Raw genomic sequence first — 25959 nt, 5'->3', positions numbered from 1 at the left:
TTATTCTTTTTATGGTATAATAATTAGGAATACTAATTAATAAGGGGGATTATTATGGATATCATTAATCATGTAGAAAAAATAAAAGATGAAATTATCGAATCTTTAAGAAAATTTGTTTCAATTAATTCTGTAAACCCAAGAGCTGGAGGGCCTGGCGAAAAAGAAGTAGCAGAATGGTTAGAATCATATTTAAACACTCTTAAATTTGATGAAATAAAAAGATATGATGCACCTGATGATGCTGTTGAATATGGTTATAGACCAAATATTGTTGCAATGTATAATGGAACAAATCCTGAAAGAACAATTTGGTTTATTACCCATATGGATAAAGTACCTGAAGGAGATTTATCATTATGGGATCATGATCCTTTTGATCCTGTTGTTAAAGATGGAAAAATATTTGGCAGGGGATCTGAAGATAATGGAAGTTCATTAATTGCTACATTATTCGGAGTAAAAACAATGATGGATTTAAATATTAGACCAAAAAATAATATTGGTTTAGTTTTTGTTTCAGATGAAGAAACAGGTAGTGAATATGGTATAAAATACCTATTAAAACAAAATATTTTTTCTAAAGATGATTGGTATTATGTTCCAGATTCAGGAAATCCAGAAGGTTCTTTTATTGAAATCGCTGAAAAATCAATATTATGGTTAAAAATTGAAACACTTGGAAAACAAGCACATGCTTCTACACCTAATGTTGCTAGAAATGCCCATAGGGCATCTATATACTTTGCAAAAGAATTAGATGAATTTTTACACAATAAATATAATGCAATTGATAATATGTTTGGAAGAATTCCTATCTCAACATTTGAACCAACAAAGAAAGAACATAATGTTGATAATGTTAATACTATCCCGGGTACTGATGTGTTATACTTTGATTGCAGAGTTTTACCACAATATGATTTAAATGAAATAATATTAGATGTTAATAAAATCAAAGAAAAATATGAGGCTAAATTTGGAGTAAAAATAAATATTGATATTCCTCAAATGGAATTTGCTCCAGAACCAACTCCTAAGGATCATCCTATGGTTTTAAAATTAAAAGAAAGTATAGAAATATTAAGGTCAATAAAAACTTTTGTGGGTGGAATTGGTGGTGGAACATGTGCTGCAATTTTGAGACACGAGGGATTACCTGCTGTTGTATGGGGAACAATGGATCATATGGCTCATCAACCAAATGAATATATAAAAATTGAACATTTAATAGAAGATACAAAGGTATATGCGCATTTAATGTCAAATTTATAGGAGGAGAAAATATGAAAACATTGATTTTGTATGGTTTTGGAATAGGTGTTGTCGATATTAGGAGTATAAAAAAGATAAAAGACAAATATGAAAAAATAGTAGTATTTATCTCAAAAGAGCCACAGGGTAAAGCCAAAGAAATGTTGGAAGAATTAAATGATGTGGAAATAAATACAACTTTGAATTTTTATAAAGAAGCTAAAAGGAAAGCTAAGGAAATAGAAAATGCTGAATTGCAGGATTTAGGAGATTTTGGTGATAGGGCGATGATGCGAGATCCATGTTAGAGAACATTAGTTTAATTTTATTAGAAAGAGTTTCATTGATATTAGTGATAACATATATAATTTTTCAAACATATTTTATAAAAGAAATTTTTGGCAAAACGTTGGTTGCTAAAAATAGAGTTGTTCTTGGTATTATTGGTGGATTGTTAGGTATTCTTGGGACAGTGTATGGTGTAAAATATAATGGAGCAATTGTTAATTATAGAGACATAGGAGTTATTTTATCAGGAATGATAGGGGGTATTCCTGCCGGGATAATAGCGGCATTAATTTCAGCGACATTTAGGTTATTTTATGGAGGAATTACGGCAGTTCCATGTTTTTTTGGAACGTTAACCGCAGGAATTATGAGTGGAATGATTTCGCAATATTATGGAAGACAACATTTTACTTTTTTTAGAACCCTTTTTTATACAACGATTATTGAAATAGTTCATTTAACTTATGTGCTAGTTATGGTAAAACCATTTACTTTAGCCTATGATATAACTTTTAACATACTATTTCCTATGGTAATAACGAATGCTCTCGGTGTTTCTTTTTTAAATTTTATGATCATTAATATGGAAGAAAAACTTGAATATACAGCAGAGAATACAATGAATTCTATTTTTGTTATAATGGAAGAAAGTTTAAATACAATAGAAATGGGGTTTAATAAAGAAAGTGCAAATATAATTGCTAAAGTTATTTTGGAAAATACAGATTTTGAAGCTGTTGCTTTAACAAATAGAAAACAAATTTTTGCACATGTTGGTATAGGAGATGATCATCATTTCCCTGGTCTTGAAATAAAAACTGAAGCCACCAAAAAAGTAATAGCAAATGAAAAAGGTTTAAAAGTAGTGGGAAAAAAAGGAATAAATTGTGAAAAAAAAGATTGCCCTTTATATTCTGCATTAATAGTACCATTAAAAGATTTAAGTGGAGAATTAATAGGAACGTTAAAATTGTATTATTCTAAAAATAAAACAATAAAAAATTCTGATGTAGTTTTTGGGAAAAAACTTTCTCAAATATTATCTTTAATAATTTCCATTTCGAAAATGAATGAAAATTTAAAATTAGCGACTGAAGAAAAATTAAGAGAATTAATGGCGAATTTAAGTCCTCATTTTTTATTCAATACATTAAATGCCATAAAATACATATCAAAAAAGGAACCTCAAAAAGTTAATAAATTTATAGATAATTTATCAGAATTATTGAGATATACCCTTTACGAAAATTCAAAATTAGTGACCATAAAAAAAGAAATAAGTTTTACTGTTAATTATTTAGAAGTAATGAAATTGCGCTTTAAAGACAAACTGGATTATGAAATAATTTATGATAGAGAATTGGAAGAAAGGTTGATTCCTCCATTTATATTACAACCTTTAGTAGAAAACTCAATAAAACATGGCATGAAAGAAGAAAAATTATTGATAAAAATAACAATAGAAGAAAAGGATAACCAAATTAATATATATGTAGAAGATAATGGAAAGGGATTTTTGGGGCAAAAACCTAATGGTAAAGGTTTATCATTAATAAAAAATAGATTAAATTCATTGTATGGGGAAAAATATAAATTTTCAATAAAAAAAGGATTATTTGGAGGAACTACTATTGAAATAGGTATAAAAAATAAAGTTGGTGAAAAGATATGATTAAAGTTGTTATTATAGATGATGAATATTATGCAAGAGAAAGCTTAAAAGATTTAATTGAAGAAATGAGTACGTTTGATATAGTAGGAGGTTATGAAAGCGTAGAAGATTTTTTAAAGAGTAAAATAAAAAATGATGTCGATGTTATATTTCTAGATATAGATTTGCCAAAAATGAAAGGTATAAAAGCTTCTAAATACCTTGAAAAATATAAGATAGTTTTTGTAACTGCATATTCCGAATATGCAGTGGAGGCGTTTGAAGTAAATGCGCTGGATTATGTGACTAAACCAATTTCTGAAGTAAGATTTATTGAAACGATTAATAGAATAGAAGAGGTGTTTAAAAATAGTAAGTTAAATAAAATAGCAGTTGAAAGTGAAAAAGAAATATTGTTTTTAGATTTTGATGAAGTATATTATTTCGAATATTTTAGCAAAAAAATATTGGTAAGGACAAAAAACAATGAATATACATTAAAGCATTTTAAAAATTTGAATAAATTAGAAAAAGAATTACCGTATAATTTTTTAAGAGTTCATAAATCATACATTGTAAATCTAAATTTTATTGATAAATTTATAAAAGAATTGAATTCTATACAAATGAAAAATGATAAAATTATCCCTATTGGAAAAACACATATGAAAGCAATAAAAAATATTTTAAAAATTTAACTGTCAAGAAAAGTTTATATCTTTTAATTCAAAAAAATGACCATTCAGGTCATTTTTTTTAACTTTTATGTATTAAATTAATATATCATGTGATATATTAATTCTGCATAGTAATCTTGAAAGGGGGAATTCTAGTGAATTCATTGCTTTTGGCAATATTAGCATTTGTTGGCTATTGGTTAGCTTATAACACATATGGTAAATGGATAGCAAAGAAGATTTTTGGCTTGAATGACAAAAATCCAGTTCCATCAAAGGAATTTGAAGATGGTGTTGATTATGTTCCTACTAAAAAACATATTTTATTAGGACACCATTTTACAACAATCGCAGGAACTGGTCCTATTGTTGGTCCAGCAATTGGTGTAATTTGGGGTTGGGTTCCAGCATTTATATGGGTGTTTTTTGGATCAATTTTCATGGGTGCCGTACATGATTTTACATCATTAATAGTTTCTGCTAGAAATCAAGGAAAAACTATTGGTGAATTGACAGGTAATTTAATTAACGAAAGAACAGCAAAGATATTCTTAATATTAATTCAATTCTTATTATGGATAGTTTTAGCTGTTTTTGGTTTAATCGTTGCATTATTGTTCAATATGTATCCACAATCAGTATTTCCAGTATGGATGGAAATACCTATTGCAATGTGGTTAAGTTATATGGTATATAACAAGGGTAAAAACGATACAGTTTATTCAATAATAGCTGTTATTTTAATGTATGTAACAATAGCAATAGGTGTTGCTATGCCGATAAAAGGTATTTCTGTAGTTACATGGATTTACATTTTAATGATATATGTATTCCTTGCTTCAACATTGCCTGTTCATAAATTATTACAACCAAGAGATTACATAAATTCACATGAATTGTTAATCGCAATGGCATTATTAGTATTGGGTATATTAGTTGGCCATCCTAAAATTGTTGCACCGGCTTTCCAAACAGTTCCAGATGCACCTCCATTATTTCCAATTTTATTTATTACTATAGCTTGTGGTGCTATTTCAGGATTTCATAGTTTGGCAGCTTCTGGAACAACTGTTAAACAAATGGAAAAAGAAACAGATGCACATTTAATAGGATATGGTGGAATGATCTTAGAAGGTGTTTTGGCTACTATTGTTATTATCGCAGTAACGGCTGGATTAGGTATGAATGGTGGAGGAGTAGCGGCATTCACATCACATTATGCTTCATGGGCAGCAGCAAGTGGTTTAGGTGCAAAATTATCAGCAGTTATTAATGGTTCTGCAAACTTAATGAATTCATATGGTATACCTTTAGATTTAGCTAAAACGATAATGGCCGTATTTATTGTTTCTTTTGCAGGAACAACAATGGATTCATCTGCAAGGATTCAAAGATTTGCATTACAGGAATTGTTCTCAAATAAAGAAAAAGAAGTAGTAGTTAAACCATTGAAAAATAGATATGTTGCTACAGCAGTTGTTATATTAGCAGCAATGGGATTAGCATTATCTGCAGATGGTGGTAAAGGTGCTTTGATTTTATGGCCTGTATTTGGTGCATTAAATCAATTGCTAGCAAGTTTAGCACTGTTAATAGGTACAGTTTATCTGGCAAAAAAACGAAAAGCAATTTGGATTACAGGATTACCAATGTTATTTATGATGGTAATGACATTATATGCAACATTTATGAATTTAAAGAAATTTATTTCTGCAAATAATGGATTATTGATTTTCATTACTGTTGCAACGCTTATAATAGCATTATGGATTATAACAGAAGGATTTATAGCGATTGCAAAAGCTGGGAAAGAACCAGAACCAGTTGAAGAAGAAATATAAACTTATAACAAAAGCACCCGATTTCGGGTGCTTTTGTTATAGTATACCGCTTTCAAAAATAAAGATTATAAATAAATATTATTTATAGGTAAATGATTAATTAATATGGAAAAATAATACGAAGATATAAGAACTAACTAAAGTTTTGAATAGTCTCAAATATGGGAGGCAAATTTATGAGAAAGATATATGTTTTATTTGTAATATTGATGTTATTGTTTTTTTTACAGGGATGTATATTTAAGAATCAACCTCCTATAATTGAAAGTATGAGTCCGTCTAATGGTGAAAAAGTTAATCCTGATGAAGTAACCTTCAAGTGGTCTGCTAAAGATGCTGAAGGGGGAGTATTGCATTATAATTTTTATTTGTTTTCAAATGGAAATATAATTAAAAAGGAAGAAAATCTTGCTGGTAATAATTATGTTGTAAAGAATTTAGAAAATTTAAAACAATATGAATGGTGGTTAGAAGTAGTTGATGAAAAAGGAGAAAAAGTGAAAAAAATTGCTCAATTTGAAACATATAAGCCTAATAATAAACCAATTAAATCATTTTTGATATATCCGAATAATAATGATAATTCAGTTTATCCATATAATATAAAATTTCAATGGAATAAAAGCCTTGATTTTGATGGAGATATGGTTTATTATGATTTATATCTTGGTGAATCTACTCCATTAATAACTCCAATTGCAACGAATTTAATAAAAACCGAATACACAATAAGTAATTTAGCATTAAATAAAACATATTATTGGGAAATAGTATCACATGATTCCAATGGAGCTTCTACTACATCAGAGATATGGACATTTAAAACAGTATCTAACACTCCTCCAATTATTGATTTTCCTCAAAAAGATTTCGTAGTAAAAGAAAATGAAGAATTTGAATTAGACTTAAGTAATTTTGTATCAGATATGGAAGACGATTATTTTGAATATAGTATAGTAACAAACAATGGTGCCAGTATTCAAGGAAGTAAATATATATTTAAACCAAGGTATGATTTTGTAAAACACTCTAATTCAACTAGAAAAATCCAGGAACAAATAGTTGTATCAGATACAAAAGATAATTCCAGCGGATTTTTAAATATTATAGTTAAAGATGTCAATCAAGAACCTGAAAAACCGAAAATTTTATATCCTTTAAATAACTCAATAGTTCCTAAAGATTTTGTTTTAAAATGGGATTGTTCTGATTTAGATGGAGATGATTTAAAATATGATATATATTTGGGAAATTATTCTGGTAATTACACAAAAATAGCTACAAATATTACTTCAAAGGAATATATGCTTAATTTGAGTTATGATACAGATTATTACTTGAAAATAGTAGCAAAAGATGAATATGGGGGTATAAGAGCAAGCGATGAAATATATTTTAAAACTAAAAAAGAACCAGGAAAATTCCAATGGGAAGAGGAGATTTCCGGAGTTAAAAATATTTTTGCCTATAATCATAGATTAATTGTTGTCAATGAAAATAAAATATATAGACTAAATACAAATGGCTTAGAAAATTATTCAATTGAGATAAATAATATAAGATCAAATAGTATTATTTTTGGTAATATGATGTTTGTTCCTACAAATGGCGGAATATTAAAAGTAATAGATTTGGATAAATTCGAAACTATCAATACAATAAATGTATCTGATGATATTGTAGGAATTACAGCTAATAAAGATTATAAAAACAGAAAATATTTATATATAATTACTGAAAATGGAAGTGTATATACATATAGTCTAGAAAATTATTCTCTTTATTGGAATAAAAATTATAATATAATACCCTCTGGACCTGCTTTGATAATTGAAAATGGATATTTAGTTATATCTGGTAATTATGAAAATGTTGGGAAAATAATTCTTACCAAACCAAAGGGGAAAATATATAAAGAAATAACATTCCCACAAAAAATTACAACATTAATTTCAAACGATGAAAATTATAATATTTATTTTGCTACAGAAAATAAAATATATTCTTATACAAAAGAAGGGGATAAAAATTGGGAATTAAATTTATCAGAAAATGTAGAAAATGAAATAATATATGATGGTGAAAATTTATATGCAGCTGGGAAAAATAAGATATTTAAAATAGATAAAAAAGGTAATTTAATAAATACCTCTGTTTTGAATGATATTTATTCGAAAACATTATTAATAACTGAAAATAAAAATTTAATTGTGGTGTCAAACGATAGTGTAATTCAAAATGAAAATAAAATAATATTAAAGAATTTTGGAGAAATAAAAACAGATATTTTGTTAAATGATGGTCTAATATATTTTGCTTCTAACGATAAGTTATATTCTGTTTCACTCGAAGATAAAAATATATTAAATGTTTTTTGGCCAGTTTTTGGAAAAAATATTTATAAAAATAGAAATTCATATATAAGAAATAATACTGAACCTGAAAAACCTGAATTAACCTATCCACAAAATCAGAGTATAGAAATCCCCAAGCATATTCTATTAACCTGGGAATGTGAGGATCCCGAAGATGATGATTTGACATATAAAATATATTTAGGTGAAGATGACAATTTGAATTTAATTACTACGACAAATGCAACATCATATGAAATTAATTTAGAAAATGGTAAAAGATATTATTGGAAAGTTATTGCAAATGATGGCGAATTAGAATCAGAAAGCAGTATATACAGTTTCAATACCATTCCTGCGCCAGCTGAAGAAAAGTTTAAAATTAAAGTTGAAGGATCAACTATATATTCTCCAGCAATATCAGATGAAAATATAATATATTTTTCAACAAGTTCTGGTTCCGTTTATGCATATAATTCTTCAGGGGAGAAATTGTGGAAGTATAATACAGATGGATTTGTAAAAAGCTCTGTTGTGTTAAATCCGTTAAATCAGGTTATTATTGGGAATGAAAATGGAGAATTATATATTATCAATTCTGATGGAACACTATCTGATAAAATAAATTTGGATGGGGCAATAGATTATCCCGTTTCACTTGGTAGTAATGGAGAAATATATGTAATTACTTCGATAGGTACTATATATAAATTTGGAGCATATGGAAATGAAATATGGAAAAAAGAATTAAAAGGGAATCCTACTTCAAATATTGTAATAGATAAAGAAAGTAATATTTATTTTGCTATGAATAATTATTTATATGGTTTAGATTTAAATGGAAATGTTAAATTTAAAAAAGGATTTTCAAAGGCTATATCTTCCAGATTATCAATGGATGGGAATGAAAATGTTTATTTTGCTACGGGTGAAAACAAAATATATTCTATTAATAAATATGGTAGAATAATTTTTGATAAATATATAGGTGAAGAAATAAGAGGAAGTATATTGATAGATAATGATAATTCCATAATTTTCGAAACAGTGGAAGGAAATTTGTATAAGTATTATTATTTAAGCGATTATATGGAGAAAATTGAATTAAAGGATATTCCATATTCTCTTATCTTGATGGAAAATGCGAAATATATTACTACAAAAAATAAATTTATAGTTTATAATGGTGAATTAGAATGGTATACACTTTATAATAAAATAAAATATTCTCCAAATATAGATGCTAATGGTGTTATTATTTTTGGAACAACAGATGGTTTTTTATATGGAATATATGGCGAAGCACGAAATTTGAGAGATACTTCCTGGCCAATATATTTAGGAGATAAAAAACATACAGGAAACATAAATAAAAATATAACAATGCCTTCTAATAGGCCACCATTAAAACCGTATAATCCTTATCCGCAGGATAAAGGCGAAATAGCTTTATCTACAGTAACATTATCCTGGGAATCTTCTGATCCAGATGGAGATGCGGTATATTATGATGTATACTTTGGAAATAATTTGAATCAAGAATTGAAAGCGCAAAAACTTACAAAAAAAGAATATAAAATATCAAATTTGAAACCAGGAACATATTATTGGTATATTAAAGCACATGATAGTTATGGGAATATTTCAAGAAGTGATTTATGGAGTTTTACAGTTAAAGAAGTTATTGGTGAAAATAATCCACCTCTTAAACCAACATTATTAGAACCAGTAAATAATAGTGAAAATGTACCTATAAACGCGAGTTTGAAATGGTCATGTTCTGATCCAGATGGAGATTCTTTAACATATGATATATATATTGAAAAAGAACCTATATTATCAACTCCAAAGGAAATTGGCTATGATGGAACGTCATATAGTATTATATTGGAACCTGGAGAAACATATTATTGGAAAATTGTAGCAAAAGATGGTAAAGGCGGAGAAACATCAAGTGATGTATATTCATTTAATACAGCTTCAGTAATAAATAATCCACCATCTAAACCAATATTATTATCACCTGCAAATAATTCTATAGATGTGGAACCTGATATTACATTACGATGGAGTGCAAATGATCCAGATGGAGATGCATTAACATATGACATTTATCTTGATAAAACTCAAAATTTAAATACTCCATATAAAACTAATGTGAAAAATACATCTTTAGCTGTTTCTGGATTGGAATTAGGGGTAACATACTATTGGAAAGTAGTGGCAAAAGATGGTAAAGGTGGTGAAAGTACAAGTGATATATATTCATTTACAATAAAAGAATCAATAGGGCCATTAACACCAAAATTATATTTTAAAGATGCTACAATACAATCTGGAAGTCAGGGAGATTTAATTATTCACGGGCAAAAATTGGAAAATGTTCAGGCTTTCGATATTGAAATAAGTTATGACAAAACAAAATTGACAGTATCACAAAATAATATTCAGGCGATTGGAGAATTACAGGGAAGGAGTTTAATAATTAATATAAATAATGGAAAAATAAAAGTAACAACATTATCTTTTTCACCATTTAATATCAATAATAGCGATATTTTAAAAATAACTTTTACTGCAATAGGAAGTAGTGGAAATACAGAAATTAAATTTACCTCAAATACTAAAATTGTAGATTCAAGTGGTAATGAATTAAATGTTGATATTAGTGATGTTGGAATAATAACAATACAATAATAAAAATAAGGCTGTGCTTCTTTTTAAGGGCATGGCCTTGTTTTTTTGAACAATAAAAAAGATTATATAGTCTAAACAAATAAGATTAATCTAATAATAAATAAAGTTTAAAAAAATAATAAAGTATTTTTTAAAATGGCCGATGTTATAATTGCAGAAAATTAATATATGGAGGTGACAATATGCGGAACAAAAAGGGATTATTATTTATGGGGATTTTGCTGTTTGTTGCATTTGTTTTGGTAGGATGCTTTAAAACAGTTCCAGTAGAAATGTTGAATACAAATCATATAAGTGTAGATTTAGCTACCAATTATGATTTTTATTCAAAGGTAAATGCATCAGCTGTAGAAGTAGAATTTAACGCAAATATACCAAAAGATGCATTTATTTATGACAAAAACACATCATTAATGTTGGTGAAAAATTATCCTAACAAAACAGTATTGATGTTTTCAAGAGCACAAAAAGATATAGTTAAGGGTGAAAAACTATTTTCAGTAAAAAGAAATTATTTAAATGTAGAAAAAACGCAAATTGTAACTAAAGCAGCATTGTTGGATGAACAAAATAACAGAATAATAACAAAAGCAACAGCACCTTATTCAGATGGTCTAAGTGTTTCTGATGCAACAAATGTTTTAACTAATGACTCAACATGGTCTATTATTCATGCGGAGAATATATCCGGTGTAGAAGCATTTAGAATAGTTTTCAATTATGATGAAAATTTTATGGAAATCGAAAATAAAGGAACTGATGGTGATGGTGTAGATGTATTGTTAAGTAATGTAAATAAAGCATCTGTTGATAAATCAAACCCTGGTAAATTAATAGTTGATTTTGCAACAATAAATGGGGAAGAAATTACAATGGCTTCAAGTGATATTGTAAAAGTTTATTGGAGAGCTTTGAATGTGGATCCTAAAAAAACATTAACAGTTACAGTAGATGCTTCTTTGCTTAACAACGCATTACAAGAAGTAAGTGTTGACAAACATCCTGGTGAAATAACAATATATAATCCAAAACTTTTAGGAGATTTTGAAGATACAGCAAGAGGTTTATCAAAAGATAAAGTAGTTGATATTAATGATTTCATAGCCTTTTTAGATCATTATGGTTCTCAAATAGGAGATGTTAATTATGATTCAAATTTTGATATATACCCTTCTGAAATAGCGCCTGTTGGTGATTGGCAGAATAATAATATATATAGCATATCATTTCCAGATGGAAAAATAGACTTATACGATTTTATAATTTTCTCAAGAAATTATAATAAAACAAAACCTGAATTAAATACACCTCCAGGATCATTTGATTTAACAGGGCCAGCTGATGCAGCAGCATTTGCAGCCAATGCACCAGTTAATTTTGCATGGGCAGCAGCAACAGACCCAGATGGTGATGCCGTTACATATGACCTATATCTTGATACTAATCCTAATCCGACAACATTATATAAAAGTGGTTTAACTACAAATTCTTATAGTGATTCATTTAGTCAAACTGGTGTAACTTATTATTGGAAGGTTGTAGCAAAAGATCCTAAAGGAGGAACACGAGAATCAGACTCTATAAGAAGCTTTAGTATTAATCCTGTAAGTAAAGTATATGCTGCTGGTGGGTACGAAGGAATATTCATATTTAATGCAAACTATGCAAATAATATGGATCAAGCGCAAACTCAGGATACAGATGGATATGCTTATGACATTGCAAAAGTAACAACAACAACACCAGAAGAATACTTATTAGTTGCGGATGGTAGTGAAGGTATTGTTTCTTATCATTTAAATGCAGGAGCTCCAGAAACAGATAATACAGATATTGATAATGGTAAAATATCTCTTGGAGGAATAACAAGAAAATTAAAAGTAAAAGAAGATAGTGGTTCATATTATATTTTAGCTGCAGTAGAAGATGCAGGTTTAAAAATAGTAAAAGCTACATTTGAAAATGGTGGAGCAAGAGATACCGATTATCAATTAATGGGAAGTTATTCTGGGAATGATAAAGTATATGATATAACATACGATGGAACAGTTGCATATTTAGCAGGTGGTACAGATGGATTAATTATATTAGATATATCCAGCTATTCAAATCCTACACTGATAACAAGCATTAATACAGATAGTAATTCAAATAATGTTGATATTAATAGTATCGCATTTGAATCAGATGGAAGCAAAAAATATATTTATGCGACAGCGAAAGATAAAGGAGTAATTAAATATGATGTAACAGACGAAAATAATCCTGTAGCATTATACTCATTTGATACTCCTGGTTATGCAGAAGATGTTGTATATTCATCAATTGATGATGCATTATTTGTAGCTGATGGAACAATGGGAGTAGTTAAATTAAAGAAATCAGATCTTTCATATGTTGGAGTTAGAGGAACAAATGGTTATGCTAATTCATTGGACATTGATGGTTCAACATTATATGTATTTGATGGAGTTAATGGTTTAGTAAAAATGGATTCTAATTTAAGTATTCTACTTGATAAAGCACCATATGATGTAGATGCGGCAAATGCAAATAGTTTAGTAGGAATAAATGCAAGAAAAAGTATTGTAATACAAACCGACTACAATGAAAGTGGAGTTGCTGGTGAAGCTAATGAAGTTGCAATAATTGTAGCTGATAAATCCGGTGGAGTTAGAATATTGAAAAATGATGGTAGTATTGTAGCTGTTATTCAGACAAGAGGTTCAGCGGAAGATGTATGGTTTGATGGAAGCAGGTATTTATATGTTGCAGATGGTGCAGCAGGAGTTTCTGTTATTGATTTAGATAGTGATGCTGATGGAAATGTTCTTGATGATGGCAGTGTTAGTGGTACAGCTGATACTCCAGCTTTGACAAATAATTATGTTGATACCGATGGTTATGCTTATGCATTATTACCATCTGAAACGGCTGGTACATATTTATATGTTGCAGATAGTTCAAAAGGTATTGCAATTATTAATATATCTTCAAGTGGTAACCCGCAATATGACTCAAATATAAGTGTTGACGGAAAAGTAGTTGTAGATTTAGCAATTGATACAACAAACAATATAATTTTTGCAGCTCTTGGCGATGATGGAGTTGGATCATTAACATATGCTGCAGAAAATGCATTAACATTTGTAGAAAGATATGATACTGATGGTTATGCATTCTCAGTTGAATTATCAAATACTTCAGATTTTGTTGTAATAGCAGATGGAAGTGCGGGATTTGTATTAAAAGAATATAATACAGCAAATGGAAAGTTTAGTGAAGATGGTCCAACAGATGCTAATACTACATCTGATAAATATGCTGTAAGATTTGAAGATGCTATGATAACTGGTGCAAAATATGTGGCCTCAAATGGTGGATTTGATTACTATTTAATAGCAGCGGGCAATAAAGGTATTGTATCATTCCAGGTTGATCCGGCTAATTTAACAAATTTAGATAACTCTGATGGAAGATATCCGGATGGCGATTCAGATAATAATAAGATTATTGATATGTATGATACACAGGGATCAGCAATGAATGTAATTCCTTACAATGATGCTACAGCATGGGCAGATAAAGCTGTATTAGCAGATTCCTCAAATGGTATAGTAATATTCACATATAGACAATCAACAAATAATTTTGACTTTGGAGTAAATGCTTTTGCAAATAGTCCCGATAATGACTTAAATTGGTATAATTTAGTTGGAGGTATAGCTGCAAATTAATTTTATTTTGATAAGACTATCCCCGGGATTTATTCCCGGGGATTCTTTTTATATATAGTTTTTCCAACTCTTTTAATATGCTCTTTTAACTCCTCATTTTTAATATTATCAAAAATGACAATATCAAATGTATATGGCAAAAATAATTCTTCAATTAATAAATGGATATTATAAATATCTTGTATATCCAAATATTCACCAAAAAGTGCAATATCAATATCTGATCCATTTTTATAATTTCCCTTTGCTCTGGATCCGAATATAACAGCTTTACTTATTTTTTTGTTTTTTGATAGTATATTTATAATTTTTTTTATAGTAGAATCATCTAATCCAAAATTCATAAAAATTCTTCCTTTAATTTTTCTAATCTATTTATCAATATTTCAAATTCACTATAATATTTATTTATTATTTGTGAAACTATTTCTTCGGCAGTTTTTTCATCGTATGTATGACTGCTTAAGTTTCTGCTTAAAATCATTTGCATCCATACATCTCCATTATTTATTAACCCATTTTTAAATGCCTCTCTTGTAGAATCTTTAGAACCATATATATTAAAAATGCCCTTTTCATTAAAAAAATCCTTGAAGGTTTTCCAAGCTAATTCATGTGTATATTCAAAACTTTGAATTAATCCTTGTTTTTCCAAAATTGATAATTCTCTCGTTTTTGCTAATTCTACAGCATTTTTTAATTGTTGAAAAGCCTTTTTGAGATTTTGAAATCTTTGAATCCATCTAATATCTTTCATTTTCACACCTCCATTACGATTATATCATAATTTTTATTTGAAATATTATAGTGATCATGATATAATATCACTGACAATTAAATAAAAATTCCTTTAAAGTGTAAGGGAAAACGGTGAAAATCCGTTGCGGTCGCGCCACCGTGAGTGGGGACGAAACCAGCACTAAGCCACTGGAAACATTTCTCTGGGAAGGCGCTGGAAGTAGGATGAACCACAAGCCGGGAGACCTACTTTAAAGGGATTTGTTCCATCTTCTCGCGAAAAGAAGATGGAAAATAGATTTTATATAGGAGGGATTTTTAATGAAAAAGGTATTTCTGGCAGTATTATTGGTATTAACTTTATCCGTATTTGCATTTAAACCGGTTACATTAGTTGATGATTTGGGAAGAATTGTTACATTTGATAAGGAAGTTGGGAGAATTGTGGTTGCAGCACCAGCTATTTCCGATTTTATAGTAAAACTTGGTGCAAAGGAAAAAGTTGTTGGAGTAACAAATTTTGATTCTTATATAACAGATGTAGAAAAAATAGGTAATATGGTTCCTTTGAATGTAGAAAAAATAATTTCTTTAAATCCAGATGTTGTATTATTAACTGGTGGATTTCAAGAAGGAGAAATTTCCAAATTAGAAAAATTTGGTATTAAAGCCTTCGTTTTAAATGCTACAACATTAAATGAAGTATTTAGAGATTTATCTCTTGTTGGGGTTATATTAGGAAAAGATAAAACAGCTCAGGATTATGCTCAAAAATTAAGAACAAGAATGTTGAATATTGCAAAAAATACATTTTCATGGAAAGAAAAACCAAGAGTTATTTATTTATCTGCATATGGTAGTGTTTCACAAATGTGGACTTGTGGAACAGGTTCGTATTTAAACGAAATAATTGCATATGCTGGTGGGATTAATATAACAGCACCTTATACAGGGAATAACGGTTGGTTTGCTATTGGACCGGAATTTGTAGTTAAAGAAAATCCAGATATTATTTTAGTGCCAGCTTATTATCCTGGTGATAAAGGAGCATATAATTTAATTATGAACGCTGAACAATTCAAAGATGTGAAAGCTGTTAAGGAAGGAAAAGTATTTATTATTGATGGTAATAAGGCATCATTGCCAAATACAGGATTAATAAATTTATTAGGAGAGATTAATAAACTCTTCAGTGAAAATAAATGAAAAAAATAATTTCGGGGAAGTTCTCCCCGATTTTTTCCCTTTTGTTGGGGGTTATTTTTGTATTTTTATCAATAATAATATTCACATCATTAGGGACGGTAAAAATTCCTTTTAAAGATGTAATGTCATCCTTTTTAAATAAGTCAGATAATGTATTATATGATAGAATAATATTCAATTTGAGATTACCGAGGGTAATTGGAACTATATTAATAGGAGCTATTCTCGCAATAGCTGGTAATGACTTTCAAATGATAATAAAAAATCCACTTGCCGATCCATTTATTATTGGTATTTCATCTGGAGCAAGTTTTGGTGCTGTTATATATACTGCATTAAAAAGTGTATATGGAATAAATTTACCTTTTGGGATAGAAACTTTTGCATTTTTATCTGCTTTAATAGCAACAGGGATAGCCTTTGCTCTTGCAAAAGAAGGTAGAAAAATTCCTGTTGTATCACTAATATTAAGTGGTGTTATTGTAGGATTTGTATTTAATTCAATTTCAACTTTATTTACTGTTTTATTCTGGCAAAATTTGTTACATGTAAATTTTTGGCTTATGGGTAGTACAGGAAACATTGTTTGGTCAGATTTAATAATTTTAAGTATATTTTTAATTCTTCAAGTATTAATTAATTTCATTTTCAAAAAACATATAGAAGTTGTTGCTATGGGTGATGATATATCTATTTTTTCAGGAATAAATCCTGAAAAAATAAAATTATTAGTATTGACTATAAATATATTTGCTGTTTCTGTAGTTGTTTCAAAAGCAGGGATAATTGGTTTTGTTGGATTAATAATTCCACATCTCGTGAGAAAGTTTACAGGTCCTAATATTTATTATTCTACAATAGGCTCTTTAATATATGGTGGAATATTTTTAGGATTTGCAGATTTATTTTCAAGATATTTGTTTAGACCTACAGAGTTACCTATTGGTGTAACAACATCATTAGTAGGAACTCCTATTTTTATCATTATTATGAAAAGAGGAAGAAAAATATGAGAATAATTGAAATGAAAGATCTAAAATTTTCATATAATAATCATTTTACATTATATATTGATGAATTATATGTTGAAAAAGGGGAATTTGTATCAATTATAGGTCCTAATGGTTCTGGTAAAACTACAGTGTTAAAGTTATTAACTATGATAGAAAAAAAAGATAAAGGCAAAATTATTATAAATGATAAAAATATAGAAAAATATTCTAAAAAAGAGTTATTTAAAGAAATTTCTGTTGTTCCTCAAGAATTTTATACTTCCTTTGATTTTACAGTAGAAAGCATTATTTCTTCAGGCAGAATACCATATGAAACATTGTTTTCAAGAAGAGAGTATGAATTTTTAAATAAGATAATGGAAAAGACAGACACGCTAAAATTTAAGGATAGAATATATAATTATTTAAGTGGTGGTGAAAAACAAAGGGTAATGTTAACGAGAGCATTAGCTCAAGATACTAATGTATTATTACTGGATGAATTTGTTTCACAAATTGATCCGGGATATACACAACAATTAGTAAGAATGGTAAAAAATGAATCTATTCAAAAAAATAAAAGTATTCTTTCTATATTTCATGATATTAATTTAGCCTCTCTATATTCTGATAGAATATATATCTTTAAAGAAGGTATTATAAAATATCATGGTAAACCAGAAGAAGTAATAACACAAAAAATAATGAAAGAAATATATGATATAGATTGTATAATAACCTATCATCCTATAAAAAACAAACCTCAAGTTATTTTTGAATATTAATTTTATATGTTATAATATATGTGTAACCTCATATTCCTTCTTTATTAACTCTATCTGAAATGACACTTATCCTTAAAAAGCCGCAAATTGTTGGAAAATGAAATATAAAAAATCATATAAACGAATATTATTTTGAATATTTTATTTTGTGTATTGTCTACAAATAAGACTCTAAAAAGAGTTCATTTTTTTCGTTAAATAACTTTGAAAGGAGGAGGATGCATTGAGTGTAAAGTATATAATTGATATTGACAAAGTAGAGCAATTAAACCAAGAAGAGAGAAACGAATTAAAGAAAGTTACAAAAAAATACAAGTTTAGAGCAAATGATTATTATTTAAGTTTAATTAATTGGGAGGATCCTGATGATCCAATAAGAAAGCTTATTATTCCACAAGTTGATGAATTAGAAGAATGGGGAAGATTAGATGCTTCAAATGAAAAATCATATACCATAAGTAAAGGACTGCAACACAAATACAGAGATACAGCTTTGCTTTTGGTAAATGATGTTTGTGGGGGATTTTGTAGATTTTGTTTCAGAAAAAGATTATTTATAAATATTGGTGAAGAAGTAGTTAGAGATGTAAGTGAAGATTTAGAATATATCAAACAACACAAAGAAATAACTAATGTATTATTAACAGGTGGAGACCCATTATTATTATCTACAAAAAAATTAGAAAATATTATTAAACAAATTAGAGGAATTGAACACGTTCAAATAGTTAGAATAGGTTCAAAAATGCTTGCTTTTAACCCATATAGAGTAATAGATGATCCGGAATTAATTGAAATGATAAAAAAATATTCTACTGATGAAAAAAAGATATATATTATGACTCAATTTAATCATCCTAATGAAATTACAGATGTATCTATAAAAGCAATAAATAAATTATTAAAAGCAGGTGCGATATTGGCCAATCAAACACCTTTGATCAAAGGAGTAAATGCCGATTGGAAAACATTGATGGAATTGTTTAAAAAACTATCATTTATAGGTGTGCCGCCATATTATGTGTTCCAAGGAAGGCCTGTTGCTGGTAATAAACCATTTGCTGTTCCAATAGAAGAAGGATATCAAATATTTCTTAAAGCAATAATGAATGTCTCTGGTCTTGCAAAAAGAGCGAGATTTGCTATGTCTCATGAAACGGGAAAAATAGAAGTAGCTGCTCTTACTAAAGAACACATCATATTTAGATATCAAAGAGCACATGATCTTAAAAATGCTGGTAAAATTATGGTTTATAAAAGGAATCCAAATGCATATTGGCTTGATGATTATAAAGACTTAGTTGAAGAATATATTATTGATAATATACTAAAATAAAAGGTTATGATAGATCTCCTGGATTGTTGCCGGAAATTAGTTTCTTAGTATAATAATTTGTCCATTATATATTTGAGAATAAATAAGAAAAACATTTCACAAACAATAAAATCATTAAAATTAAGGTTTTAATTTCTTTTTATATGAAGCAATTCCTTTTGCAAGAATATTATACAGAGTTTATCCATAAGAAAAGAGCTGATTTTTCAGCTCTTTTCCATTTACATTTTATTTACTTTAATACTCTTTTGTTTACTTGACAATAAAAAAGTATATATGTTAGAATACAAAAAAATTATAAATTGGAATGCAAAAAAATTATATTCGGGTGATATTATGAAATTAAGTAAAAATTTAGAAAGGTTATATAAAGTACATATGATGATGTGGCATGTAAGGTCTTCTCTAAGGAAGATTAATGCCACTCTGTTTTCGTGCTGAGTGGAATTAATTGAGAAGGCCGGTTATGAAAATAACCGGCCTTATTTTTTTAAAAATTTTATCAGGAGGTGTTTGTAGTGAAAAAGTTAGGTATTTTCATACTATTGTTAGTATTAGTGCTTTTTGGTTGTTCAAAGGAAGAAAAGGTGTTAAAAATTGGTGCAACAGCTGTTCCTCACGCGGAAATTCTTGAATTTGTTAAGGACGATTTTGAAAAAAAGACAGGGTATAAATTGGAAATTGTTATTTTTAATGATTATGTACAGCCAAATATAGCTTTGGAAGAAGAACAAATTGATGCGAATTATTTTCAACATATACCCTATTTAGAAGAATTTTCAAAAAACAAAGGATATAAAGATTTAATATCAATTGCAAAAATCCATGTTGAACCTATGGGATTTTATTCTAAAAAACCAATAAAAGAATTTAAATCCGGTGATAAAGTAGTAATTCCAAATGATGCAACAAATGAAGGAAGAGCATTATTGTTATTACAAGAAAATGGATTAATAAAGTTAAAAAATACAAATTCTTTAAAAGTTACTATTAATGATATCGAAGAAAATAAGTATAATTTGACTTTTGTTGAATTGGATGCTGCATATTTGCCAAGAACATATAAGGAAGATGCTTCTGTGGTTGGAGCTGTAATAAATACAAATTATGCAATAGAAAATGGATTAAATCCATTAAAAGATGCAATATTTATAGAAAATGCCAATTCACCATATGCAAATATAATAGCTGTAAAAAAGAAAAATGAAGATAATGAAATAATTAAAGAATTAATTTCAATACTTCAAACTGAAAAGGTTAAAAACTTTATAATTGAAAAATACAAAGGAGCTGTAGTTCCAACTTTTTAACTTTTTAAGGAGAGTGAATAAATTGCTTGAAGTGAAGAATTTAAATCTTACATATGATGGGAAAAATTATGTATTAAAAGATATAAGTTTTAAATTAGAAAAAGGTGAAATATTGGGAATTATTGGACTTTCCGGTGCTGGGAAGTCCTCTTTATTGAAAGCATTGAATTTGCTTGAAAAACCTCAAGGTGAAATTTTATTTAATGATATTAATATAACTCAATTATCAAGGAAGGAATTAAGGAATATTAGAAAAAAAATAGGAGTGGCTTTTCAACATTATAATTTATTGTCAAGAAAAACAGTTTTTGAAAATATATCATTGCCTTTAATTTTAAATAAGGAAAATGAGATAGAGGAAAAAGTATCTAATATTATAAAGAAAGTAGGGCTTGAACATAGAAAAAATGCGTTTCCAGCACATTTGTCGGGTGGTGAAAAACAGAGAGTTTCAATTGCAAGGGCAATAGTTTCCAATCCCGATATTTTATTTTTAGATGAACCAACATCGGCACTTGATCCTAAAACTACCGAAAAAATTCTTGAATTAATATTAAAAATAAACCAAGATATGAAAATTTCAACAATTATAGTAACGCATGAGATGGATGTAATAAAGAGAATTTGCGATAAAATTTTATATTTAAAAAATGGTAAAGTTCATTATTTTGGTGAAGTTTATAGATTTTTTTCTGAATTTGAAGAAGAATTAAATAAAGAATTTTATAAAGATATCAATTATAATTATAGTAAGTTAAAATTTAAAAATGGAAAGATAATAAAAGTTATTTTTTATGGTGAAAGTGTTGGAAAACCCATATTAAATAAAATTTCTAAAAAATATGACATTATATTTAACATATTATATGGAAAGATAGAAGATTTCAAAAATGCACCTTTTGGTAAACTAATTTTGGAAATAGAAGGAGAAAAAACAAGTGAGTTTATAAATGATTTAAGAGAATATGTTTATGCTTTGGAGGTGCTAAGACTTTGAATATTTTAAATGAATTAATTAAAGCAACATTAGAAACAGTATATATGACATTTTTTTCTGGTTTTTTAAGTGTTATTTTTGGAATTCCCTTAGGGATAATACTATATTTAACATCCATTAGTCAACTTAAAATATCAAAAGTTATATATAGGATCTTTGATGTAATTATAAACATATTTCGATCTATACCTTTTATTATATTAATTGTTTTGATTATACCATTAACAAAATTAATAGTAGGAACAATAATTGGTCCTAAGTCAGCAATAGTATCTTTAACTATTGCCGCTATACCCTTTATGGCAAGATTAAGTGAAAGTACTTTTAATTCATTACCGAAAGAAATGATTGATACTGCACATACATTGGGTATGAATAATTTTGAGTTTATAGTGAAAATTCTTATTCCAGAAACATTGCCGAAAATAGTTGCTAATATAACTTTATTGTTAATAAATCTTATAACTTATACTGCCATAGCAGGTGCGGTTGGAGCAGGTGGATTAGGGGCTATGGCAATAAATTATGGATATCAAAGGTTTAGATTTGATATTTTAATGTATGATTTAATTATTTTAATTTTAATTACTCAGATAATACAATTTGTAGGAATGAAAATTGAAAAGATAATAGATATAAATCAATAACTGCATCCAGTTGGATGCAGTTATTTTAGGGTATTGATAAAGTCTATACTAAAAATATAAAGGATGATAATTTTGATAATAAGGCTTTAAAAGGAAGATCTGAGATTATTTTACAACAATTTTCTATATAACAGTTATTAATATCTATGAATTTTTTAAAGAAGTAATTTGTTACATATTTAATCTTGACTTTTTTTGTCTAATTTGATAAAATAAAACAGATAAAATTTATCTGAATTAGAAAGTTAAAAAAATAACAAGGAGGATAATGTGATGGGAAAAGAAAAAATTTGCAATAATGTTTTTGAAATGATAGGAAATACACCGATTTTAAGATTAAATAAAATTGAATCTTATTTTAATATAAATAATGAATTATATGCAAAAGTAGAATATTTAAATCCTGGAGGAAGTATAAAAGATAGAATGGGAGTTTATTTGTTAGAAAGAGCTAATGAGAAGGGTAAAATTAATGAAGATACTATAATTGTGGAGCCTACATCTGGAAATACAGGGGTTGGGTTAGCACTTTATGGTACTAAAAAAGGAAATAAGTTAATTTTTACAATGCCTTCAAAAATAAGCATTGAAAAAGAATTGCTATTAAAAGCATATGGAGCATTTGTTGTGAGAACACCAACTGAAGTAAAACCGGATAATCCAAATTCGTATTATAAAGTTTCAGAAGTTATAGCAAAATTAATCTGGAAAGAAAATAAAAAACTTAAATATGATGAAATAGAAAAATTAGTTAATTATGTACAGACTCTGGTGAATAGTAATAAATTAAATGAATTAAAATCTATACTGACTCAAAATATTAAACCAAACATATATGCGTATATCCCTAATCAATATTTTAATAAATATAACCCGGAATCTCATTATAATATAACAGCTCCAGAATTATGGAACCAATTTAATGGAATTTTAGATTATATTTTTGTTGGTGCAGGTACAGGAGGTACAATAACAGGTATTTCAAAATATTTTAAAGAAAAAGGAAATACAAAAATAATAGGAATTGATCCTGTTGGATCTGTATATAATTTTGTGAAAAAAGGTATGAGTTTTGAAAAGGCATTAAAGAAAGCAAAATCATATTTCGTCGAGGGAATTGGAGAAGATATAATTCCAGAAACAATAGAGCTTGATTTGATAGATGATATGATCGTCGTAAGTGATCAAGAATCATTTTCTATGACAAGATTTTTAGCTAAAAGAGAAGGTATATTGGTTGGTGGCTCTTCTGGAGCAGCATTATTTGGAGCGATAAAATATCTTAAAAAAAGAGAGATAAAAAATAAAAAGATTGCAATAATTTTTCCGGATGGAGGAAGAAATTATTTGACAAAAATTTTTAATGATAGTTGGTTGATTGAAAAAGGTTTTGAACTTGATGATGAAAAAATATTGGAGGTGTTAAAGTGAAATTTACAACAAAATCTATACATGTTGGAGAAAATCCAAAAGATGTAGAATATGGTGACGCAATTTATCCTATACATTTATCAACGACTTTTGCAAAACAATCACTTGATGAGGTGGAAGAAGGATATGTATATTCAAGAAGCGGAAATCCAACAAGAAACAGTTTGGAAAAAAAATTAGCCACTCTTGAAAATGCAAAATATGGTCTTGCTTTTTCCTCTGGATTAGCAGCGGAAACTACTGTGATTTTGTCATTATTAAAGCAAGGAGAACATATTATAGCATTTGATGATTTATACGGAGGAACTCGAAGATTATTTAGCAAAGTTTTAAATCATTTTGGTATTGAAGTGAGTTATGTAGATTTTAGAGAAATAGAAAATATAAAAAAAGCAATAAAAAGTAATACAAAAATGATATGGATTGAAACACCGACAAATCCTTTATTAAAACTTGCTGATATTAAAGAAATTTCTATACTATCTAAAGAAAAAAATTTGATTGTTGTGGTCGACAATACGTTTGCCAGTCCATATTTCCAAAACCCACTAGATCTTGGAGCAGATATAGTATTACACAGTATTACAAAGTATATCAACGGTCATTCAGATGTTGTTGGCGGAGCAGTAATGTTGAATTCTGATTTATTGTATGAAAAAATAAAATTTCATCAGAATTCAATAGGAGCTATACTGTCACCATTTAATTCATGGTTGGTTATGCGTGGAATAAAGACTTTATCTATTAGAATGGAACGACATGCAAAAAATGCATCGATTATTGCAGAATACTTAGAGAATCACCCATATGTTGAAAAAGTATATTATCCTGGATTGGAATCTCATCCGCAACATATGTTGGCTAAAAAACAGATGAGAGGATTTGGAGGGATGCTCTCATTTGAAATAAAAGGTGATTTAGAAAGTGCAAAAAAGTTTGTGGAAAAATTAACCATTTTTTCACTTGCTGAAAGTCTTGGAGGAGTCGAATCTTTAATAGAAATACCTTCACTGATGACTCATTCAGCTGTTTCTGTTGAAGAAAGAAAAAAAACAGGAATAAAAGATTCTTTAATAAGAGTCTCTGTTGGAATAGAGGAAGTAGAAGATTTAATAGAAGATTTTGAAAAAGGATTTAAGGCGGTGAAAGAATGATACCAACATTAAGTGATGTAGAAAGGCTTATAGAAAAATTAGGGTATAAAGAATTGGCAAAAAAAGAACTTCTTGAACAGATAAAACATTTTGAAGAAGAAGCACCTATGAGAGATGATATTGTAAGATCATATTTAGAAGATAAATGTATAAATATAATAGTGGAAGAAATAGTATCAGAAACAGAAAAGTTAGGTAGAAAAAAAGTTATATTTCTTGATGTTGCAGCAGGATCGGGATTTTTTACTGAAAAAATTATGAAAAAGCTGAATGAGAGAGATATAGAAACTTTTCCGTATGCCCTGGATTTGACTCCAAGTATGTTAAAAAGATTAAAAAAAAGAAATATTAAAGCAGTATGGGGAATAGCTGAGAGAATTGAGGAATCAATAAAAGTTTCAAATGATTATTATAATACTCATAATTCTATAAAATTTGACGTAATTATTTCAACTCTGGCATTCCATCATTTTTTAGAACCGGAAAAGGCATTGAAAAGTATGAAAAAAGTTTTAAAAGAAAATGGAAAGGTAATAATAATAGATATATTAAAACACGAACATGTTGAGATATTAGAAAATTTAAAGGATACACGCCCTGGATATTCTTTAAAAGAAATAAAAAATATAGGAAATAAAATATTTAGAAAGGTAAATGTAGAACCATTAGAAGCATATTGTATGGTTAATAATAAAAAAATAAATTTATACAAAGCTATTTTTATATGATATATAAACTATTCAATTTAATATTAGTTCATTAGAGGAATTAGCATTTCTTCATATAACGGGATTTCTAAATTTTTGATATTTAGACTTTTGGATAACTTATGATATAATGAAAACATATGACTTATTATTGGAG

The 25959-nt window shown here is 27.9% G+C and carries 19 protein-coding genes and 1 riboswitch; of the genes, 17 read left to right on the top strand and 2 right to left on the bottom strand.

Translation table 11 applies throughout. The features are described from left to right. Positions 1-54 precede the first annotated feature (54 nt). The 7 genes from JRV97_RS03405 to JRV97_RS03375 all read left to right on the top strand — a co-directional run bounded on the left by JRV97_RS03405 (position 55) and on the right by JRV97_RS03375 (position 14499). Positions 55-1275: a M20 family metallo-hydrolase gene (locus JRV97_RS03405; protein ID WP_281000193.1), complete on the top strand. Its 1221-nt coding sequence runs from the start codon at positions 55-57 to the stop codon at positions 1273-1275. Positions 1276-1286: 11 nt separating this feature from the next. Beyond that, positions 1287-1562 (top strand): hypothetical protein, encoded by a 276-nt coding sequence (locus tag JRV97_RS03400; protein WP_281000192.1) that lies wholly within the window; start codon positions 1287-1289, stop codon positions 1560-1562. Next, on the top strand, positions 1556-3214 hold the full coding sequence (locus JRV97_RS03395) for a LytS/YhcK type 5TM receptor domain-containing protein (protein WP_281000191.1): 1659 nt from the start codon (positions 1556-1558) through the stop codon (positions 3212-3214). The genes JRV97_RS03400 and JRV97_RS03395 overlap by 7 nt, the downstream gene beginning before the upstream one ends. Further along, positions 3211-3891 (top strand): LytR/AlgR family response regulator transcription factor, encoded by a 681-nt coding sequence (locus tag JRV97_RS03390; RefSeq protein WP_281000190.1) that lies wholly within the window; start codon positions 3211-3213, stop codon positions 3889-3891. Before JRV97_RS03395 ends, JRV97_RS03390 begins: the two co-directional genes overlap by 4 nt. Positions 3892-4025: 134 nt before the next feature. After that, the gene (locus tag JRV97_RS03385; RefSeq protein WP_281000189.1) at positions 4026-5711 is read left to right on the top strand and encodes a carbon starvation CstA family protein; all 1686 of its coding nucleotides are present in this window, start codon (positions 4026-4028) and stop codon (positions 5709-5711) included. Positions 5712-5887: 176 nt separating this feature from the next. After that, positions 5888-10762 carry a cohesin domain-containing protein gene (locus JRV97_RS03380; RefSeq protein WP_281000188.1) on the top strand — a complete coding sequence of 1625 codons (4875 nt, stop codon included), beginning with the start codon at positions 5888-5890 and terminating at the stop codon, positions 10760-10762. Positions 10763-10944: 182 nt separating this feature from the next. After that, positions 10945-14499, top strand: a complete 3555-nt coding sequence (locus tag JRV97_RS03375) for an LVIVD repeat-containing protein (protein ID WP_281000187.1) — start codon at positions 10945-10947, stop codon at positions 14497-14499. Positions 14500-14528: 29 nt separating this feature from the next. On the opposite strand, the gene JRV97_RS03370 is transcribed toward JRV97_RS03375, so the two are convergent. Both JRV97_RS03370 and JRV97_RS03365 read right to left on the bottom strand, forming a co-directional pair. After that, positions 14529-14843, bottom strand: a complete 315-nt coding sequence (locus tag JRV97_RS03370; RefSeq protein ID WP_281000186.1) for a nucleotidyltransferase domain-containing protein — start codon at positions 14841-14843, stop codon at positions 14529-14531. Next, the gene (locus JRV97_RS03365) at positions 14840-15256 is read right to left on the bottom strand and encodes a nucleotidyltransferase substrate binding protein (RefSeq protein WP_281000185.1); all 417 of its coding nucleotides are present in this window, start codon (positions 15254-15256) and stop codon (positions 14840-14842) included. The genes JRV97_RS03370 and JRV97_RS03365 overlap by 4 nt, the downstream gene beginning before the upstream one ends. 79 nt (positions 15257-15335) lie before the next feature. After that, a riboswitch (cobalamin riboswitch) is annotated at positions 15336-15505 on the top strand. 53 nt (positions 15506-15558) lie between these two features. Here JRV97_RS03365 and JRV97_RS03360 point away from each other — a divergent pair. The 10 genes from JRV97_RS03360 to JRV97_RS03315 all read left to right on the top strand — a co-directional run bounded on the left by JRV97_RS03360 (position 15559) and on the right by JRV97_RS03315 (position 25823). Further along, on the top strand, positions 15559-16443 hold the full coding sequence (locus JRV97_RS03360) for an ABC transporter substrate-binding protein (protein WP_281000184.1): 885 nt from the start codon (positions 15559-15561) through the stop codon (positions 16441-16443). Then, positions 16440-17456 carry a FecCD family ABC transporter permease gene (locus JRV97_RS03355; protein ID WP_281000183.1) on the top strand — a complete coding sequence of 339 codons (1017 nt, stop codon included), beginning with the start codon at positions 16440-16442 and terminating at the stop codon, positions 17454-17456. The genes JRV97_RS03360 and JRV97_RS03355 overlap by 4 nt, the downstream gene beginning before the upstream one ends. Then, positions 17453-18220 carry an ABC transporter ATP-binding protein gene (locus tag JRV97_RS03350; RefSeq protein WP_281000182.1) on the top strand — a complete coding sequence of 256 codons (768 nt, stop codon included), beginning with the start codon at positions 17453-17455 and terminating at the stop codon, positions 18218-18220. Before JRV97_RS03355 ends, JRV97_RS03350 begins: the two co-directional genes overlap by 4 nt. Before the next feature lie 223 nt (positions 18221-18443). Next, positions 18444-19556, top strand: coding sequence for a KamA family radical SAM protein (locus tag JRV97_RS03345; RefSeq protein WP_281000181.1), 1113 nt, complete (start codon positions 18444-18446; stop codon positions 19554-19556). 518 nt (positions 19557-20074) lie between these two features. After that, on the top strand, positions 20075-20866 hold the full coding sequence (locus JRV97_RS03340; RefSeq protein WP_281000180.1) for a MetQ/NlpA family ABC transporter substrate-binding protein: 792 nt from the start codon (positions 20075-20077) through the stop codon (positions 20864-20866). 31 nt (positions 20867-20897) lie between these two features. Further along, complete coding sequence (locus JRV97_RS03335; protein ID WP_281001028.1) at positions 20898-21863, top strand: methionine ABC transporter ATP-binding protein; 966 nt, start codon at positions 20898-20900, stop codon at positions 21861-21863. After that, positions 21860-22510, top strand: coding sequence for a methionine ABC transporter permease (locus JRV97_RS03330; protein WP_281000178.1), 651 nt, complete (start codon positions 21860-21862; stop codon positions 22508-22510). The genes JRV97_RS03335 and JRV97_RS03330 overlap by 4 nt, the downstream gene beginning before the upstream one ends. A 273-nt stretch (positions 22511-22783) precedes the next feature. Further along, on the top strand, positions 22784-23941 hold the full coding sequence (locus tag JRV97_RS03325) for a PLP-dependent cysteine synthase family protein (protein WP_281000176.1): 1158 nt from the start codon (positions 22784-22786) through the stop codon (positions 23939-23941). Further along, positions 23938-25095, top strand: coding sequence for a trans-sulfuration enzyme family protein (locus JRV97_RS03320; protein WP_281000174.1), 1158 nt, complete (start codon positions 23938-23940; stop codon positions 25093-25095). The genes JRV97_RS03325 and JRV97_RS03320 overlap by 4 nt, the downstream gene beginning before the upstream one ends. Then, entirely contained in the window at positions 25092-25823 is a 732-nt protein-coding gene (locus JRV97_RS03315) for a class I SAM-dependent methyltransferase (RefSeq protein ID WP_281000172.1), read from the top strand. The genes JRV97_RS03320 and JRV97_RS03315 overlap by 4 nt, the downstream gene beginning before the upstream one ends. Positions 25824-25959: the final 136 nt, after the last annotated feature.

The sequence above is a fragment of the Marinitoga aeolica genome, assembly GCF_029910535.1.
Lineage (GTDB): Bacteria > Thermotogota > Thermotogae > Petrotogales > Petrotogaceae > Marinitoga > Marinitoga aeolica.
Note: the sequence above shows the minus strand (reverse complement) of the source record. Positions and strands in the feature narration are given on the sequence as shown.